11 protein-coding genes and 1 pseudogene are annotated in these 16,664 nt (G+C 68.5%); 8 read left to right on the top strand and 4 right to left on the bottom strand.

Annotated features, from left to right (window positions below; all coding sequences use genetic code 11):
- Positions 1-26: 26 nt before the first annotated feature.
- Positions 27-1,442 (bottom strand): NAD(P)H-quinone dehydrogenase, encoded by a 1,416-nt coding sequence (locus QRM96_RS14510; RefSeq protein ID WP_026264929.1) that lies wholly within the window; start codon positions 1,440-1,442, stop codon positions 27-29.
- A gap of 104 nt (positions 1,443-1,546) precedes the next feature.
- On the opposite strand from QRM96_RS14510, the gene QRM96_RS14515 reads away from it, so the two are divergent.
- Positions 1,547-2,365 (top strand): purine-nucleoside phosphorylase, encoded by an 819-nt coding sequence (locus QRM96_RS14515; protein ID WP_018762978.1) that lies wholly within the window; start codon positions 1,547-1,549, stop codon positions 2,363-2,365.
- A 58-nt stretch (positions 2,366-2,423) separates the two neighbouring features.
- A pseudogene (locus QRM96_RS14520) lies at positions 2,424-4,165 on the top strand (phospho-sugar mutase).
- A gap of 49 nt (positions 4,166-4,214) precedes the next feature.
- Here the strand turns inward: QRM96_RS14520 and nirD are convergent.
- The gene (gene nirD, locus QRM96_RS14525) at positions 4,215-4,595 is read right to left on the bottom strand and encodes a nitrite reductase small subunit NirD (RefSeq protein ID WP_133832166.1); all 381 of its coding nucleotides are present in this window, start codon (positions 4,593-4,595) and stop codon (positions 4,215-4,217) included.
- 258 nt (positions 4,596-4,853) lie between these two features.
- Between nirD and nirB the strand changes: the two genes are divergently transcribed.
- The 6 genes from nirB to QRM96_RS14555 all read left to right on the top strand — a co-directional run bounded on the left by nirB (position 4,854) and on the right by QRM96_RS14555 (position 11,958).
- Positions 4,854-7,496, top strand: coding sequence for a nitrite reductase large subunit NirB (nirB, locus tag QRM96_RS14530; RefSeq protein WP_285320075.1), 2,643 nt, complete (start codon positions 4,854-4,856; stop codon positions 7,494-7,496).
- A 2-nt stretch (positions 7,497-7,498) separates the two neighbouring features.
- The gene (gene cobA / locus QRM96_RS14535; protein WP_285320076.1) at positions 7,499-8,530 is read left to right on the top strand and encodes a uroporphyrinogen-III C-methyltransferase; all 1,032 of its coding nucleotides are present in this window, start codon (positions 7,499-7,501) and stop codon (positions 8,528-8,530) included.
- Positions 8,531-8,544: 14 nt separating this feature from the next.
- Positions 8,545-9,693: a uroporphyrinogen-III synthase gene (locus QRM96_RS14540; protein WP_018762973.1), complete on the top strand. Its 1,149-nt coding sequence runs from the start codon at positions 8,545-8,547 to the stop codon at positions 9,691-9,693.
- Positions 9,694-9,894: 201 nt separating this feature from the next.
- On the top strand, positions 9,895-10,788 hold the full coding sequence (locus QRM96_RS14545) for an FAD-dependent oxidoreductase (protein ID WP_285320077.1): 894 nt from the start codon (positions 9,895-9,897) through the stop codon (positions 10,786-10,788).
- 133 nt (positions 10,789-10,921) lie between these two features.
- The gene (gene deoC / locus QRM96_RS14550; protein WP_285320078.1) at positions 10,922-11,641 is read left to right on the top strand and encodes a deoxyribose-phosphate aldolase; all 720 of its coding nucleotides are present in this window, start codon (positions 10,922-10,924) and stop codon (positions 11,639-11,641) included.
- A 53-nt stretch (positions 11,642-11,694) separates the two neighbouring features.
- Positions 11,695-11,958 (top strand): hypothetical protein, encoded by a 264-nt coding sequence (locus QRM96_RS14555; RefSeq protein ID WP_018762970.1) that lies wholly within the window; start codon positions 11,695-11,697, stop codon positions 11,956-11,958.
- Between the two features lie 78 nt (positions 11,959-12,036).
- Here QRM96_RS14555 and QRM96_RS14560 read toward each other — a convergent pair whose 3' ends face one another.
- Together QRM96_RS14560 and mfd are read right to left on the bottom strand one after the other, a co-directional pair.
- Positions 12,037-12,852, bottom strand: coding sequence for a metal-dependent hydrolase (locus QRM96_RS14560; RefSeq protein WP_208294411.1), 816 nt, complete (start codon positions 12,850-12,852; stop codon positions 12,037-12,039).
- A gap of 3 nt (positions 12,853-12,855) precedes the next feature.
- Positions 12,856-16,551, bottom strand: coding sequence for a transcription-repair coupling factor (gene mfd, locus QRM96_RS14565; RefSeq protein WP_243835492.1), 3,696 nt, complete (start codon positions 16,549-16,551; stop codon positions 12,856-12,858).
- Between the last annotated feature and the right edge of the window lie 113 nt (positions 16,552-16,664).

Below are 16,664 nucleotides of genomic sequence, written 5' to 3' on the forward strand. Positions count from 1 at the left end.
AGGCCACACGGGGCCCCGGCCTTGCCCTACATGTGGACGTGCAGGCGGCGGGCGGCCTCGGAGATGGAGCCGGTCAGCGACGGGTACACGGTGAAGGTGCTGGCGAGGTCGTCCACGTGCAGCTTCTGCTTGACCGCGATGGCGATCGGGAAGATCAGCTCGGACGCGTTGGGCCCCACCACCACGCCGCCGATGACGGTTCCGGAGCCCTTCCGGGCAAAGATCTTCACGAAGCCGTCCTTGGCGTTGCGCATCTTGGCGCGGGCGTTGCTGCGCAGCGAAAGCTTGATGATGTCCGCCTGGTATTTGCCGGACTCGATCTCCGCCTCGGACACTCCCACGTTGGCGATTTCCGGGGACGTGAAGATGTTCGACGCCACCTGGTGGAGCTTGAGCGGGGTCACGCCGTCGCCCATGAAGTGCGCCACAGCGATGCGGCCCTGCATGGCGGCCACGGAGGCCAGCGGCAGGACGCCGGTGCAGTCGCCGGCGGCGTAGATGTTCGGGGCCGTGGTGCGGGATACCCCGTCAACCTTGATGTGGCCGCTGTCGCTGACGGCCACACCGGCTTCTTCAAGGCCCAGTCCGGCGGTGTTGGGGATGGAGCCCAGGCAGAGCAGGCAGTGGCTGCCGGTCACGGTGGAGCCATCGGCGAGGGTCACCACGACGCCGTCGTCCGTACGCTCCACGGACTGGGCGCGGGAGCGGGACAGGACCCGGACCCCACGGCGCTCGAAGACTTCTTCCAGTACCACCGCGGCGTCGACGTCGGAGCCCGGCAGCACGCGGTCGCGGCTGGAGACCAGGGTGACCTTGGATCCCAAGCCGTTGTAGGCGGAGGCGAATTCGGCACCCGTCACGCCGGAGCCGACGACGATCAGTTCCTCGGGAAGTTCGTCAAGGTCGTAGATCTGGGTCCAGTTGAGGATCCGCTCACCGTCCGGGCGGGCAGTTTCCAGTTCGCGGGGGTGCGCGCCAACAGCCAGCAGGATGGTGTCGGCTTCCACCGTCTCGGTGCCGTCAGCGGTCAGGACCTCGATGGTGTGGTTATCCACGAGGCGGCCGGACCCGGCAATGATCCGCACACCCACCTTCTCCAGGCCCTCGCGGATGTCATGGGACTGGGTGCGGGCCAGGGTGAGGAGGCGGTCATTGATGTGCTTAAGGTCAGCGTGCATCACCGGCACGAAATCGCCGCCGTCGACGTCGAATTTCACGCCGAGCTCGCCCGCCTCGGCCACCCGGGCCATGAGGTCTGCCGTGGCGATGAGGGTTTTGGAGGGAACGACGTCGGTCAGCACCGCGGAGCCGCCGAGCCCGGCACGTTCGATGATGGTGACCGTTGCCCCCAGCGAGGCGGCGACCATGGCCGCCTCGTATCCGCCGGGACCGCCTCCCAGGATCGCGATTCGGGGGGAACTGAAATCTGGATGCGTAGTCACAGTCATCCATTCTCGCCCATCTCCGGCCTGACCACCAAGAAAACAGGGCGTTTTCCGGGCCGGCCGTGATGAGGGCAACAGTGGCGGCAGGATAACTTGTACTGGTGAGTACAACAGACTTCCTGAACACTGACCCGTTTGCCGCCGCCCGGGCCGCCGCTGACTACATCGCCGAGGAGACCGGGGTGGACCGCCACGACGTCGCCCTGGTCCTCGGTTCCGGCTGGGGCGAGGCCGCCGACCTGATCGGCGAGACCACCGCCACCCTCTCCGCGGAGGAGGTCCCCGGCTTCCATGCCCCCGCCGTGGAAGGCCATGTGGGAACCATCCGGTCCGTACTGGCCAAAGACGGAAAACGCGCCCTGGTCCTGGGTGCGCGGACCCACTACTACGAAGGCAGGGGCGTCCGGGCAGTGGTGCACGGGATCCGGGCCGCTGCGGCCGCCGGGTGCAAGACCCTGGTCCTCACCAACGGCTGCGGCGGACTCAACGAGGCCTGGACGCCCGGCACCCCCGTACTGATCAGCGACCACATCAACCTCACCGCTGCGTCCCCGCTGGAGGGCGCCACGTTCGTGGACCTGACGGACCTGTACTCACCGCGCATCCGTGGACTGGCCCGCGAGGTGGATCCCACCCTGGACGAGGGCATCTACGCCCAGTTCCCCGGCCCGCACTACGAAACCCCGGCTGAAGTGCAGTACGCCAAGCGGATCGGGGCGGACCTGATCGGCATGTCGACGGCACTGGAGGCCATTGCCGGCCGCCACGCCGGAATGGAAGTGTTCGGCATCTCCCTGGTCACCAACCTGGCAGCGGGCATCAGCCCCCAGCCGCTCAGCCACCAGGAAGTCATCGAATCCGGCCAGGCCGCGGGCCCGCGCATCTCCCGGTTGCTGGCTGACATCATCGCCCGGCTCTGAACGCCCCTGACCGCCGGGGTGCGGGCAACGGACCTGCAATGACGATAGCGTTAGGCCCATGACGTCTTCCGATGCCGAACTTCGCCTGCTTGCCGAGGCCCGGGAATGGGCCGCCCTGGATCCGGATCCCGCAACACAAGCATCGCTGCTTGGGCTCGTGGGGCTCGTTGAAGAGGGCGACCCCGCGGCACGGCAGGAGCTGGAAGACAGCTTCCGCGGCACGCTGCAGTTTGGCACGGCGGGCCTGCGCGCCGCCCTCGGACCCGGGCCGAACCGGATGAACCGGGTGGTGGTCCGCCGCGCCGCAGCCGGACTGGCGGCCTTCCTGGTGGACGCCGTGGCCGAAGCTGCGTCCGGCACCCGGCCGCGCGCCGTCGTCGGCTATGACGCCCGGCACAACTCGGATGTCTTCGCGGCCGAAACGGCCGCCATCTTCACCGCTGCCGGCATCGAGACTTTCCTGCTCCCGGCAGCCCTCCCCACTCCCCTGCTGGCCTACGCCGTCCGCGCCCTGGAATGCGACGGCGGCGTCATGGTCACCGCCAGCCACAACCCGCCGCAGGACAACGGGTACAAGGTCTACCTGGGCCGACACGCAGTGTCCGCCGACGGCGACGGCGCCCAGATCGTGGCCCCCTACGACGCCCGCATCGCCGCGCGGATCAGCGCCGTGGGCCCCGTCGGCTCCATCGAACTGGCGGCCGGCGGGTGGACCGTGCTGGACGGCTCGCTGGCCGCCGACTACCAGCGGGCGATTGCTGCATTGGCCATGCCGGACCGCTTCCCCGCCCGCGACCTGCGGATCGTCCTGACCCCGCTGCACGGCGTGGGTGGCGGGACGGCACTGGAGGTCCGAACGCGGCAGGTTTCACGGATGTCACCATGGTGGCCGAACAGGCCGAACCGGACCCCGAATTCCCCACCGTCAGCTTCCCCAACCCGGAAGAACCCGGGGCACTCGACCTCGCCCTCGAAGCGGCCGAACGGCTCGACGCCGACCTGGTCATCGCAAACGATCCCGACGCCGACAGGGCTGCCGTCGCCGCCAAGGACCCGGACACCGGCGCCTGGCGGATGCTCCGCGGAGACGAAGTCGGCGCCCTCCTGGGGGCCCACATCGCCGCCCGGCTCGCGGACGCCGGCACCGAAGCGGACCACCAGGGTGTCTTTGCCAACTCGATCGTGTCCTCCCGCCTGCTGGCGCGCGTCGCCGCTGCCGCGGGCTTCGCCCATGAAGTAACCCTGACCGGGTTCAAATGGATCTCCCGGGTTCCCGGCCTCACCTACGGCTATGAGGAAGCGCTGGGTTATTGCGTCGCGCCGGACCTGGTGAAGGACAAGGACGGCATTTCCGCCGCCGTGCTGATCGCCGAACTTGCTGCCGCCGCCAAGGCCGCCGGCAAGACCGTCTTCGACACCCTCGATGAGCTGTACCTCCAGCACGGCCTGCACGCCAGCGACCAGCTGAACATCCGGGTCGCAGACCTGGGCCTCCTGGACGCCATGATGAACCGGTTGAGGGTTTCGCCGCCGGAATCGTTCGGGCAGTCCGCGGTGGAAGTCTTCACCGACCTGGCAGAGGGAAGCGGCCAGCTGCCGCCCACGGAGGGCCTGCTGTACATCACCAGGGACCTGACCCGCGTGATCATCCGGCCCAGCGGCACGGAGCCCAAGCTCAAGTGCTACCTCGAAGTGATCCACCACGTGGGATCCGCCGCCGAACTGCCGGAGGCGCGCCAGGCGGCGCGTGCCTCCCTGGACGAGGTCCTGCACGACGTCAGCGAGGCACTGGGACTTTAACCGCGGAAAGGGGCGCCGCCTGGCGCCCCTTTCCTGTGTGCGGGAAGTCCTAGAGTTCCACCTCGACGAACCCGTCGGTGATCCGGGTGTTGAAGGCGGCCAGGCGCAGGCCCGGAGTGGTGAAGCATTCACCGGTCTCGAGGTCGTAGACCTCTTTATGCAGCGGCGACGCGATCGTGGGGCGCGTGCCCTTGGAACCCAGGATGCCGCGGGCCATGACGTGGGCTCCGGTGGCCGGGTCCTCATGCGCCACGGCGAAGACTTCGCGTGGACCGGTGCGGAACAGCGCCACCTGGCGGCCGGCAAGCAGCGCTGCCTCGCCCCAGGCGGGCTCAAGGTCCTCCACCGCGCAGACACGGTGCCAACCGGTCCCGGATCCGGCGGTGTCTGATTCGGCGGCGAGCGCCCCAAGTTCCAGTGTTGCCGTCATGTCCGGCTCCTCTCCTGTGCCTGTCATCCCTGCAAGCGGCTGCTTGTGATGCCGTGTCCAACGCTAGGTTCCGGGTGTTTCAAAGGGGTGCGGTGAATGTGTCCGGCGGGTAAAAGAGACCTCACGCGGCCGGAAATGCGCTCGTGATGCAGAAGTTAAGTTGACGAAACAAAAGGGAAACTGAGGCGAAACTGCCCCTCCCTAGGCTGGGAGCACAAGCTGCAGAGCACCGTCTGCGGCCCATGCGAAAGGCCCACAGTGACCGAACAGACTTCAAGCACCGAGACTCCGCGCCGCATCGTCGTCGCCGGCGGCGGCCCTGCGGCCCACCGTTTCGCGGACGCCATGCATGCCCGCGGCCTCGACGGCTGGGATGTCACGGTCCTCACCGAGGAAGCCCACCTCCCCTACGACCGCGTGGCCCTCTCGAAGGCCCTCACGGACACCGGTGTGGACCTGACGCTGGGAACGACCTCCATGTGGGAGCACGGCTCCTTGACCCTGAAGACCGGCGAGCGCGTCGTGAAGGTCAACGCTGAGGCCAAGACCGTGGAGACGGCCGCCGGCAACACCTACGAATATGACGAACTGGTCGTGGCCACGGGCTCGGACGCCGTCCGCCTGCCCATCCCCGGCGCCGGGCACGCCCACGTCTACCGGACGCTGGAGGACGTGTGGGCCATCAACAAGGCCGTCGCCGACCTCACCGCGAAACTCGGCCGCAAGATCAACGCGGTCACCATTGGCGGCGGGCTCCTGGGACTGGAATCCGCAGCCGGCACGGAACAGCTTGGCGCCACCCCGGTGGTCATCAACGGCGCCCCCTGGCTCATGAACACCCAGCTGGACGAGGGCGCGGGCCAGGCCTTGGGCCGCCTGATCGAAGCCAAGGGCTTCGAGGTCCACGGCGGCGTCTTCCCTTCGGAGATTTTGGCGGACGACGACGGCCAGGTCACCGGAGTGCTGATGGCCGACAACAGGATCATCCCGGCCGACCTGGTCATCGTCGCGGTCGGCGTCAAGCCCCGTGACGAACTCTTCCGAGCCGCCGACGGCGAAGAGCAGCTTTTCAGCCTGGGCCCGCGCGGCGGCGTGGTCATCAACGACTACTGCGCCACCGAAGTCCCCGGCATCTGGGCCATTGGCGAGGTAGCCAACTTCGGGGGCATGTGCCTTGGCCTGGTGGCGCCCGCCAACACCATGGCCGAGATCGTCGCCGACCGGCTGCACGGCGGCGACGCCACGTTCCCCGGCTTCGACACCGCCACCAAGCTGAAACTCTCCGGCGTGGACGTGGCCAGCTTCGGTGACGCTTTTGCCCGCACCGAGCACGCCCTCGAAATCGTCTACGCGGACCCCGCCCGCGGCGTCTACCAGAAGATCGTCACCACGGACGACGCCAAGACCCTCCTGGGCGGCATCTTCGTCGGCGATGCCTCTCCCTACATGAGCCTGCGGCCTCTCCTGGGCCGTGAACTCCCCGCAGAGCCCGGCGCGTTCCTGACCGCGGCCGGCGGCGGCGAAGCTCCCGAAACCGAGCTCCCGGACGACGCCACCCTGTGCTCCTGCAACAACGTCACGGCAGGTACCATCCGCGACGCCGTCAACGGCTGCGGCGCCTGCGACGGCAACGCCCCGGTCCAGGAACTGGGCGAACTGAAGGGCTGCACCCGTGCCGGCACCCAGTGCGGTTCGTGCGTGCCCATGCTGAAGAAGCTGCTGGAAACCGAACTCACCAAGTCCGGCGTCGAGGTCTCCAAGGCCCTGTGCGAGCACATCGAACTGTCCCGCCAGGAACTTTTCGACGCCATCCGCGTCCTGGGACTGACCTCCTTCGAGGAGATCATGGCCAAGTACGGCACCGGGGCCGGCTGCGACATCTGCAAACCCACCATCGCCAACATCCTTGCCAGCCAGAACAGCGCCTACGTGCTGGACGCCGGCCGCGGCACCCTGCAGGACACCAACGACCGCGCCCTGGCCAACATGCAAAAGGATGGCACCTACTCGGTGGTCCCCCGCATCGCCGGCGGGGAGATCACCCCCAGGAAGCTCGGCGTGATCGCCGCCGTCGCCGAAAAGTACGGCCTGTACACCAAGATCACCGGCGGCCAGCGGATCGACATGTTCGGTGCCCGGCTGGAGCAGCTGCCGGAGATCTGGAAGGAACTGGTGGACGCCGGCTTCGAGTCCGGCCAGGCGTACGGCAAGAGCCTGCGCACGGTGAAGTCGTGCGTCGGGTCCACCTGGTGCCGGTTCGGTGTCCAGGACTCGGTGGCCATGGCCATCCAGCTGGAGCTGCGCTACCGCGGCCTGCGCAGCCCGCACAAGCTGAAGATGGGCGTCTCCGGCTGCGCCCGTGAGTGTGCCGAAGCACGCGGCAAGGACGTGGGCGTGATCGCCACCGCCGACGGCTGGAACCTGTACGTCGGCGGCAACGGCGGAGCCACCCCGGCCCACGCCCAGCTGCTGGCCAAGGACCTGGACGACGAAACCCTGATCAAGTACATCGACCGCTACTTCATGTACTACATCCGCACGGCGGACCGCCTGCAGCGCACGGCCCGCTGGCAGGAAGAGCTCGACGGCGGCATCAAGCACGTTGAGGACGTGGTGGTCAAGGACACCCTGGGCATCGCCAACGAACTCGAAGCCGCCATGGCCAAGCACGTGGACACGTATGTGGATGAATGGGCAGACACCCTCAAGGACCCCGAACGCCTCCGCCGGTTCCGCTCCTTCGTCAACGCTCCCGACCAGAAGGACGACTCCATCACCTTCGTCCCGGACGAGCGCGGCCAGATGCGCCCCGCCACCCCGGAGGAAAAAACCAAGGTCCTGATCGGCGCTTCCATCCCGGTCCGCTCCGCCACCACGGAAACCCCTGGAAACGAGGCATAGCCATGCAGCTCTGTATCGACCTCACCGGCCGGAACGTCCTGGTGGCCGGCGCCCCGGATGCCGCGCGGCAGGCGGTGCGGCGGTACGAAGCCGCGGGCGCCGTCGTCCACCGCGTTGGAAGCCCCGCAGAGGCGCGGCTCGTCCACGTACCGGAGCGGCTGTTCCTGGTCGCCGCCGTCGAGGACGGACAGAACGGCTGGGGCGCTTTCCTTGACCGCTGCCGGAACGCCGGCATCCCGGTCGCTGCCGAGCCCGCCGCCGGCCCGGCCGGCCACGTCACCCTGGTGGGCGGCGGCCCCGGCACGGGCGACCTGCTCACCGTGGCTGCCGTCAAGGCGCTCCGGGACGCCGACGTCGTCTTCTACGACCGGCTGGCCCCGTACCAGGAGCTGCCGCTGCTGACCTCCGCGGAGCTGGTGGACGTCGGAAAGAAACCGGGCCACCACAAAGTCAGCCAGTCGGACATTGAAAAACTGATGGTCGAAAGCGCCCTGGCCGGCAACAACGTGGTGCGCCTCAAGGGCGGGGACCCCTACGTCTTCGGCCGGGGCGGGGAGGAAGTTGCCGCGTGCGTGGCCGCCGGTGTCAAAGTGCACGTCATCTCCGGCGTTACCAGCGCCATCTCGGTCCCGGCCGCGGCAGGCATCCCGGTCACCCACCGCGAGGTCAGCCACATGTTCACCGTGGTCTCCGGACACGCGCCGCTGACTGAGAAGGAGCACCACCACCTGGCCGGCCTGGGCGGGACCATCGTGGTGCTCATGGGCATTGGCACCCTGCACCAGCTGGCAGCGGGCTTGCGCCGCGCCGGAATGCGCCCGGACATGCCCATGGCCGTGGTGGAACGCGGCTACCGGCCGGGCCAGCGCACCACCATCGCAAACCTGGGCACCATCACCTCCGCCGCTGCCGGCTGCAGCAATCCCGCAGTACTGGTGATCGGTGAGGTGGTCCGGGTGGCCGAAGCCAACCGGCAGCACGCCGGAGCCGCCGCCGACCTGGACATGCTGGCGGCCTCGCTGCTGGGATCATGAAAGGATTGACCCCCATGACTGCACTTGCACCGGCCGAACCCACGCAGGCTGAAGAAACAACAGATGCCGCGGAATCGCCGCTTGAGGGGTTCCGCATCGGCGTCACCTCGGACCGGCGGTCACGCGACCTGATCGAGGCCCTGGAGCGACGGGGTGCCGAAGTGCTGCATGCTCCGGCGCTGAAGATCGCCCCCGTCCAGGAGGACATGCGCCTGATCGAAGACACCAGGGCCATCATCGCCGCCAAACCGGACCTGTGCATCGCCACCACCGCCTACGGCATGCGCCGGTGGTGCGAGGCCGCTGACTCCTTCGGAATCGGCGACGAACTGCTGGAAACGCTGGGAAGCTGCCGGATGTTCGTCCGGGGACCCAAGGCCCGCGGGGCCGTGCGTGCGGCCGGCCTCGCCGACGTCGGGATCAGCAGCGACGAAACCACTGCCACGCTGGTGGACATGCTGCTCACCGAAGGCGTCCGGGGCAAGACCGTCGCCATGCAGCTGCACGGCTACACCGACGTCCGCCAGATCGAACGGCTCCGGATGTCCGGCGCCACGGTCCTGACGGTGACGCCCTACCGCTGGGTCAAGCCCGACGGCGAGGACAAGCTGCCGCGGCTGATCGAGGCTGCCTGCAACGGAAACCTGGATGTCCTCACGTTCACCAGTGCCCCCGCGGTGGACGCGATGTGGAGCACGGCCCACGAGATGGGCCTGTACAAGCAGCTGGTGGAGAGCCTGAAACTGAATGTCACTACCGCGGTGGTGGGTCCCGTCACGGCGCAGCCCCTGCTGGACGCCGGGGTGACCCCGCTGATCCCGGAACGGTTCCGGATGGGAGCCCTCATCCGCCTGGTGTGCGAGCACCTGGCATTGAACCACGTCCGGCGGCTCGACACCCGCTCCGGAAACATCGAGCTCCGGGGCCGCAGCCTTCGCATCGATGGCCGGCAGGTGGAACTGGCCCCCGCCCCGCTGCTGCTCCTGCGGGCGCTGCTCGGTGCCGGGGGCGCGGTCCTGTCCCGCGAGTCCCTTTCGGACCTGCTGGAGCTCCGTGGTTCCGTCCACGCGCTGGACATGACCGTGAGCCGGCTGCGGTCGTCGCTGCCGGACGGCAAGCTCATCGAAACCGTGGTGAAGCGGGGCTACCGGATCCGCGTTTGAGGTCCGGGGGCGGCCGAATGTGTCCGCCGGCTCCCGGATGAGAGGTGCGTCACGGGTTCTGTTACCGGCCGGTAAATACTGGCGAACAGCACCCTCCGAAACAGCAATGGACGGGTAACACAACCGAAAAAGCAGGCCCCTACGCTGGGGTGCATCACGAAGTTCCGGCCGGTTAACGGCCACCAGCGAAAGGGCCAGCACATGTCCGCTCCGGCACCCTCCCCGTCCACCTCCGAGGCAACCCGCATCGTCATCGCCGGGGCCGGACCGGCCGCCCAAGCCCTGGTTGCGCAGCTGGACCGCGCCCGTTTCACCGGAAGCATTACCGTACTGAGCAACCGGGACGACACTCCCGCCGAACTGCTGGAACTGGCCATGCTGCCCCAGGTTTCCGTGCGCTTCGGCCAGCCCGCAAGCCACATCGACGCCGCCAACCGCACCGTGGCCACCGCCGACGGCATGGAGTTCGCCTACGACCAGCTGGTCATCGCCACCGGCTCCGCCCCCGCTGCCAGCCCCGTGGACGGCGCCGCCCAGTGCCTGAGCTACTCCACCATCGACGACGCCCCGCGCATCGCCGAAGGCGTCCAGGAAGTCACCCGTGAACTGGGACGCAGGCCCGTCGGCATCCTTGTCGGCACCGGCGCGGCCGCCGGACAAGCCGAAGCCGTCCTCCGGGCCAAAGGCGTGCGGCCCATCCGCACAACGGCCCGGCCCGCCGCCGTCGTTCCTTCCGTTGTTCCGGGCGGATCCGCTTCCGGCCTGGCCTCCTCCGCCGTCGTCTTCGAGGACGGCAGCAGCATGACCGGAGACCTGGTGGTCCTGGCCGAGGAACGGGTCTCCCGTGACAGCCTCGCCGCCACGGCCGGGGTGCGGACGGCCGCCGGCGGCGGCATCGTGATCAGCCGCGACTTCCGCACGTCGGTCCCCGGCATTTGGGCCATCGGTGATGCTGCGGCGTTCGACGGCGTGCGGCTGGGCCTGCTGGTGGCGGCCGCGTCCGCGGCGGGGGCCTGCGCCACCCAGTTGCTGACCGCCGTTGCCACCGCAGTTCCGTCCGCCGCCCCCGTGCCGGCACTGCAGGTGGCCGCCTGACCGGCCCGGCCGGGGTTGTCCCGCGGCGTCCGCCACCGGGCTGCCGGTGCGGCCCCGGCGCGCTGTGACAAGATGGTTTCAGCAACGAGTCACCGACGCGCCGGGCCCACGAAGCCCCTCGAGAGGACCATCCATGAGCAATGAAGCCACCGTTCACGCAGGCACCGCCACACCGGCCGGTGACGGGAACATCGCCTCCTACATCGACCACACGCTGCTCAAGCCCGAAGCCTCGGAAGCCGAGGTGCTGAAAGTCTGCGCCGAGGCCGCCGAGTACGGGTTCAAGTCGGTCTGCGTCAACCCTGTCTGGGTCAAGACCGTCACCACCGCGCTGAAGGGCTCAGGGGTCCTCACCTGCTCCGTGGTCGGCTTTCCGCTGGGGGCGACCCCCACGGACGTGAAGTCCTTCGAGGCCCGTGGCGCGGTACTGGACGGCGCTGACGAGGTGGATATGGTGATCAACATCGCCGCTGCCCGGGCAGGCGACAAGGGCGCCCTGGCCGATGACATCGCCGCCGTGGCCGAGACCGTGCACGCCGGTGGTGCCATCCTGAAGGTCATCATCGAAACCGCGCTCCTGACCGACGAACAAAAGGTCCTGGCGTGCCAGGCGGCAGTGGAGGCCGGCGCGGACTTCGTCAAGACGTCCACAGGCTTCAACGGTGGCGGCGCCACCGTTGAAGACGTGGCGCTGATGCGCAAGGCAGTGGGCCCGAACGTGGGGGTCAAGGCCTCCGGCGGTGTACGGTCCCTGGCCGACGCTCAGGCTATGATTACTGCAGGTGCAACACGAATCGGCGCCAGCTCCGGGATTGCCATCGTCAAGGGTGAACAGGGTTCAGCCGCTTACTGACCGGGACCGGACGGCCGCCACAGACCAAGCCCCGCGGGGCCGAGGAGGAACACATGTCCAGCAAGATCAACGCGTCCAGCCGGGACACGACGTCTAACCAGGACATGGTCCGCACCCCGCAGAACGAGAACAACACGGCCACCAGCGCTGTCCTTTTCGTGGTCAGCTTCGCCCTGTTCCTGGGCGCCATCTACTCCCTGTCCTTCCTCAGCCTGGACAACCCCTGGCCGATGGCGGTGTGCCTGGTCCTGTTCGCCCTGGCGTTCTGGATCCCGCAGACCATCCTCGGACGGTCTGACTCCGCAGGCGAGCACTGATCCCCACGCAGACAGCAAAGGACCCCGGACACGCCGTCCGGGGTCCTTTGCTGTCTGCTGCCCGAGGCCTTCCTGCTGCTAGAACCACAGCCTGATCCAAGCCCCCGCAGCGGCGGCCACCGGGCCCCAGTGGTCCCTCGCGATGGCCCAGCCGGCCATGGACATGCCCACCATGGCGTAGGCGCTGACCGGGATCAGCACCAGCCACTCCCGCTTGGATCCCGCCCGTCCCAGCAGGGGCACCGAGAGGGCGCCGTTGGGGCGCCAGACGTTCCGCAGCAGGGGCAGCCGGCGCAGCAGCCGGGGTGGCCTGATGACCAGCGGCCACAGCAGCGGCACTCCCCCGGTGGTGACCAGGTCGCCGACAATATGGACCACCACTCCGATCAGCATCGAGGTGGGCAGCCAGGTCCATTGGTCCGGCGCGAAGAACGTGACCAGGCCGGCCATCGCCAGGGCGAAAATCCAGTTCGAGATGAATCCACTCTTGGGAAAGAGTTTCAGCGCCTTGGCCGCGATGTTGATCAGGAACATGCACAGCAGCCCGGCGCCGACGGACAGGCGGCCCCAGGGGGTGTCCATATGGACCTGAGATGCCAGGCCGGCCAGGAACACGAACAGGGCGGCGCCCACGATGGAATGCGTGCCCTGCCGGTGGCCGCCGCTGGCGTTCTCGATGCCACGCGCGATCACATTGGACAGCGGCGGGAGCGAGTGCGCCACCGTGCTGGAGCGGTGGTCCCAGTCGCACACCAGGGCCGTGCCCGCCGTCGCCATCCCGCCGATGAGGATGCCGGTGGGATCCAGCGGATACCAGCCCAGTGTGTACGGTCCCGTGGACGCAACAGCAACCCACGCCGCTGCTCCCGACGCGGCGTGGTGTCCTCCCATCATCCCCTAACCGACGGTCAGGGGAGCATCGGAGAAGATGTTCCGGATCACGCCGTTGGCCCAGTCGAGGATCTCGGCGTCCTGCAGGTCCCGGCCGCCGATCCGTGCGGTTTTCGGTTTGGGGATGAGGACGGCGTCCAGGGCGGGCTTGGATTGGGCGCCCGGGTACATGCGGTTCAGTCGCATCACCTTGGATTCCGGCAGGGTGGCCGGGGAAAACTTGATGAAGTTGCCCTGCAGCGCGACGTCGGTCAGGCCGGCCTCGCGTGCACCCACCCGGAACCTGGCCACGGCCACGAGGTTCTGCGCCGGGAGCGGCAGTTCGCCGTAACGGTCCACGAGTTCCGCCATGACCTCGTCGATGGCCTCGTTGGTGACCGCGGAGGCGAGCTTCCGGTAGGCCTCCAGGCGCAGCCGCTCGCCGGGGACGTAGTCGTGCGGCAGGTGCGCGTTGACCGGCAGTTCGATCTTCATCTCCGCAGCCTTCTCTTCGGCTTCGCCGCGGAAGTCCGCCACGGCCTCGCCCACCAGGCGGATGTACAGGTCGAAGCCCACCCCCTGGATGTGCCCGGACTGTTCACCGCCCAGCAGGTTGCCGGCGCCACGGATCTCCAGGTCCTTCATGGCCAGCTGCATGCCGGCGCCCAGTTCGTTGTGCGCGGCCACAGCTTTGAGCCGCTCCAGGGCCACCTCGCCCAGCGGCTTTTCCGAGGGGTAGAGGAAGTAGGCGTAGGCGCGCTCCCTGCCACGGCCCACCCGGCCGCGAAGCTGATGCAGCTGGGACAGGCCGTACTTGTCCGCGCCATCGACGATCAGCGTGTTGGCATTGGAGATGTCCAGCCCTGTCTCGATGATGGTGGTGCAGACCAGGACATCGAACCGCTTCTCCCAGAAGTCCACGATGATCTGCTCCAGCCGGCTCTCGGACATCTTGCCGTGCGCCACCTCCACGCGCGCCTCCGGCACCAGTTCGCGGATCTTCGCGGCGGTGCGTTCAATCGTGGAGACCCGGTTGTGGACGAAGAACACCTGTCCCTCGCGCATCAGTTCGCGGCGGATCGCGGCGGAGGTCTGCTTGTCCGTGTACGGGCCCACATAGGTCAGCACCGGGTGCCGTTCCTCCGGCGGGGTGGCCAGGGTGGAGGTTTCCCGGATGCCGGTCAGGGACATCTCCAGGGTTCGCGGAATCGGGGTGGCGCTCATGGCCAGGACGTCCACGTTGGTGCGCATCTTCTTCAGCGCTTCCTTGTGCTCGACGCCGAACCGCTGCTCCTCGTCCACGATCACCAGGCCCAGGTCCTTGAATTCGAAATCCTTGGAGAGCAGCCGGTGCGTGCCGATCACTACGTCCACCGTGCCGTTCTTCACGCCCTCAGCCGTCTCCTTGGCCTCCTTGGCAGCCTGGAACCGGGACAGCGGCTTGACCCGCAGCGGGAAGCCGGAGAACCGTTCGGTGAACGTCTCATAGTGCTGCTGCGCGAGCAGGGTGGTGGGCACCAGCACAGCCACCTGTTTGCCGTCCTGGACGGCCTTGAACGCCGCCCGCACCGCGATCTCGGTCTTGCCGTAGCCGACGTCGCCGGAGACCAGGCGGTCCATGGGGATCTCCCGTTCCATGTCCGCCTTGACCTCGTTGATAGTGGTGAGCTGGTCCGGGGTCTCGACGTATGGGAAGGCCTCCTCCAGTTCCCGCTGCCAGGGCGTATCCGGGGCGAACGCGTGCCCGCGGGAGGCCATCCGGGCCGAGTAGAGCCGGATCAGTTCACCGGCGATTTCCTTGACGGCCTTCCGGGCCTTGGACTTGGTGCTGGCCCAGTCGGCGCCGCCCATCTTGCTCAGGACGGGAGCGTCACCGCCCACGTACCGGGTCACCTGGTCGAGCTGGTCCGTGGGGACGAACAAGCGGTCGCCGGGCGCCCCGCGCTTGGCCGGCGCGTACTCCAGCACCAGGTACTCGCGCACGCCGTCACCGCCGCCGGCCACCTTCCGCTGGATCAGTTCCACGAACCGGCCGATGCCGTGCTGTTCGTGCACCACGTGGTCCCCGGCCACGAGCTGCAGCGGGTCGACGGCATTGCGCCGCTTGGAGGGCATCCGCCGCATGTCCTTGGTTGACCCGGCGGAGGTCCGGCCCAGGAGGTCGGCCTCCGTCAGCAGGCCCAGTTTGAGCCCGTCAAGGACAAACCCGCGGCCGACGGCGGCGGTGGTCACTTCGATGATGCCCGCCTGGGGTTCGTGGTCCAGGCTGTCCACCCGGGCGCACGGAATGTCGGCGTCATGGAAGAGCTCGGCCAGGCGCTGGGCCGGGCCGGGACCTTCGGTAGCCACCACGATGCGCCACTGGTCGCGGACGTGCGAGCCGATGAACTCCATCATTTCCGCCACATCGCCCTGGTAGCCGCGGGGTTCGCGGGCATGCAGGTTCAGTACGTCGATCTCCGGAAGCAGCTCCGCGTCCTGCGCCAGGGAGGTAATGGACCACCAGGAGACCCCGTGCGCCAGGGCTGAGCCGCGGGTTTCAGCCAGCGACCGGAAGCTCGCCGAATGCAGCGCCGCGCTGGCCTGGGAGCTGAGGTCCAGGGGCGCCGTCCCGCCGTCCGATGCCGTGGACCAGGCCGCCTCAAGGAACTCCTCGTTGGTGGCGGCGAGGTCGTGGGCGCGGGTGCGCACCTTCTCGGGTTCGATGACCACCGCGATGGAATCGGCGGGCAGCTGGTCCACGAACGGCACCATCGCGTCCACCAGCACCGGGGCCAGGGATTCCATGCCTTCCACGGCGATGCCGCCGGCGATCTTTTCGAGCATGTCCGCCGCGGCCGGCAGCTGGGCCTTCAGCGTGGCGGCGCGGGACATCACGGACGGCGTGATGAGGATTTCGCGGCATGGGGGCGCATGCAGTTCCGCGGGGTGGTGGATGCCCGGGGCGGACAGCGATCGCTGGTCGGCAACGGCGAACCAGCGCATCTGGTCCACTTCGTCCCCGAAGAACTCCACCCGGATGGGGTGGTCCTCGGTGGGCGGGAAGACGTCGATGATGCCACCTCGGACGGCGAATTCGCCGCGGTGCGTCACCATGTCCACGCGGGCGTAGGCAGCGTCCGCGAGGCTCTTCACCACATCGGAAAACGGGACCTCCTGGCCCACTTTCAACGTGACCGGAACCAGGTCTCCCAGGCCGGCCACCACCGGCTGGACCACGGCGCGGACGGGCGCGACGACGACGCGCAGCCGGGCCGTCGTCGAACTTTCCGGATGGGCCAGGCGGCGAAGGACCGAGAGCCGGCGGCCCACGGTATCCGAGCGCGGCGAGAGCCGCTCGTGCGGAAGGGTCTCCCAGCTGGGGAACTCGGCCACGGTGTCCGCCGGCAGGTACGCGCGCAGGGCCGCGGCGAGGTCCTCGGCTTCCCTGCCCGTGGCGGTCACGGCAAGCACAACGCCCGGTTCACCGCTGTCCGCCGCTGCTGCCAGGCCGTCTGCCATCTCCGCCAGCAGCACGGGCCTCAAGCCCGCAGGGGCGCTGATCTGGTAATCCTGTCCACGGACCTCGAAGCCCCGTGCGGCCTCGGCCCGGACCCGGCCGAATGTCCGGTCCGGCTCCAAGGCACGGCGCAGGCCATCCAGCGTGGGGACCGCGCCGGACGTGCCGGCGCGGGTTTTGCCGGTGCTGGACGTGCCGGCGGCGGACTGGCCGGAAAGACTCATGGCAGTAGCTCCTGTGCTGTTCATCAAAATCGCAGGCAACGCGAAAACCCGAAATTCGCTGCGAATCCCGGGGAACTTCCAGCCTACCGCGCGGGACCGACATGGCAGTCCCG

The organism is Pseudarthrobacter sp. lyk4-40-TYG-27 (assembly GCF_030209295.1).
GTDB lineage: Bacteria > Actinomycetota > Actinomycetes > Actinomycetales > Micrococcaceae > Arthrobacter.

Bases quoted from the DNA above. Each gene is read 5' to 3' on its own strand.
- nirD (WP_133832166.1), bottom strand. From the start codon at position 4,595: ATGACGGCAACACTGGAACTTGGGGCGCTCGCCGCCGAATCAGACACC.
- cobA (WP_285320076.1), top strand. From the start codon at position 7,499: ATGCAGCTCTGTATCGACCTCACCGGCCGGAACGTCCTGGTGGCCGGC.
- QRM96_RS14540 (WP_018762973.1), top strand. From the start codon at position 8,545: ATGACTGCACTTGCACCGGCCGAACCCACGCAGGCTGAAGAAACAACA.
- QRM96_RS14545 (WP_285320077.1), top strand. From the start codon at position 9,895: ATGTCCGCTCCGGCACCCTCCCCGTCCACCTCCGAGGCAACCCGCATC.
- deoC (WP_285320078.1), top strand. From the start codon at position 10,922: ATGAGCAATGAAGCCACCGTTCACGCAGGCACCGCCACACCGGCCGGT.
- QRM96_RS14555 (WP_018762970.1), top strand. From the start codon at position 11,695: ATGTCCAGCAAGATCAACGCGTCCAGCCGGGACACGACGTCTAACCAG.
- QRM96_RS14560 (WP_208294411.1), bottom strand. From the start codon at position 12,852: ATGATGGGAGGACACCACGCCGCGTCGGGAGCAGCGGCGTGGGTTGCT.
- mfd (WP_243835492.1), bottom strand. From the start codon at position 16,551: ATGAGTCTTTCCGGCCAGTCCGCCGCCGGCACGTCCAGCACCGGCAAA.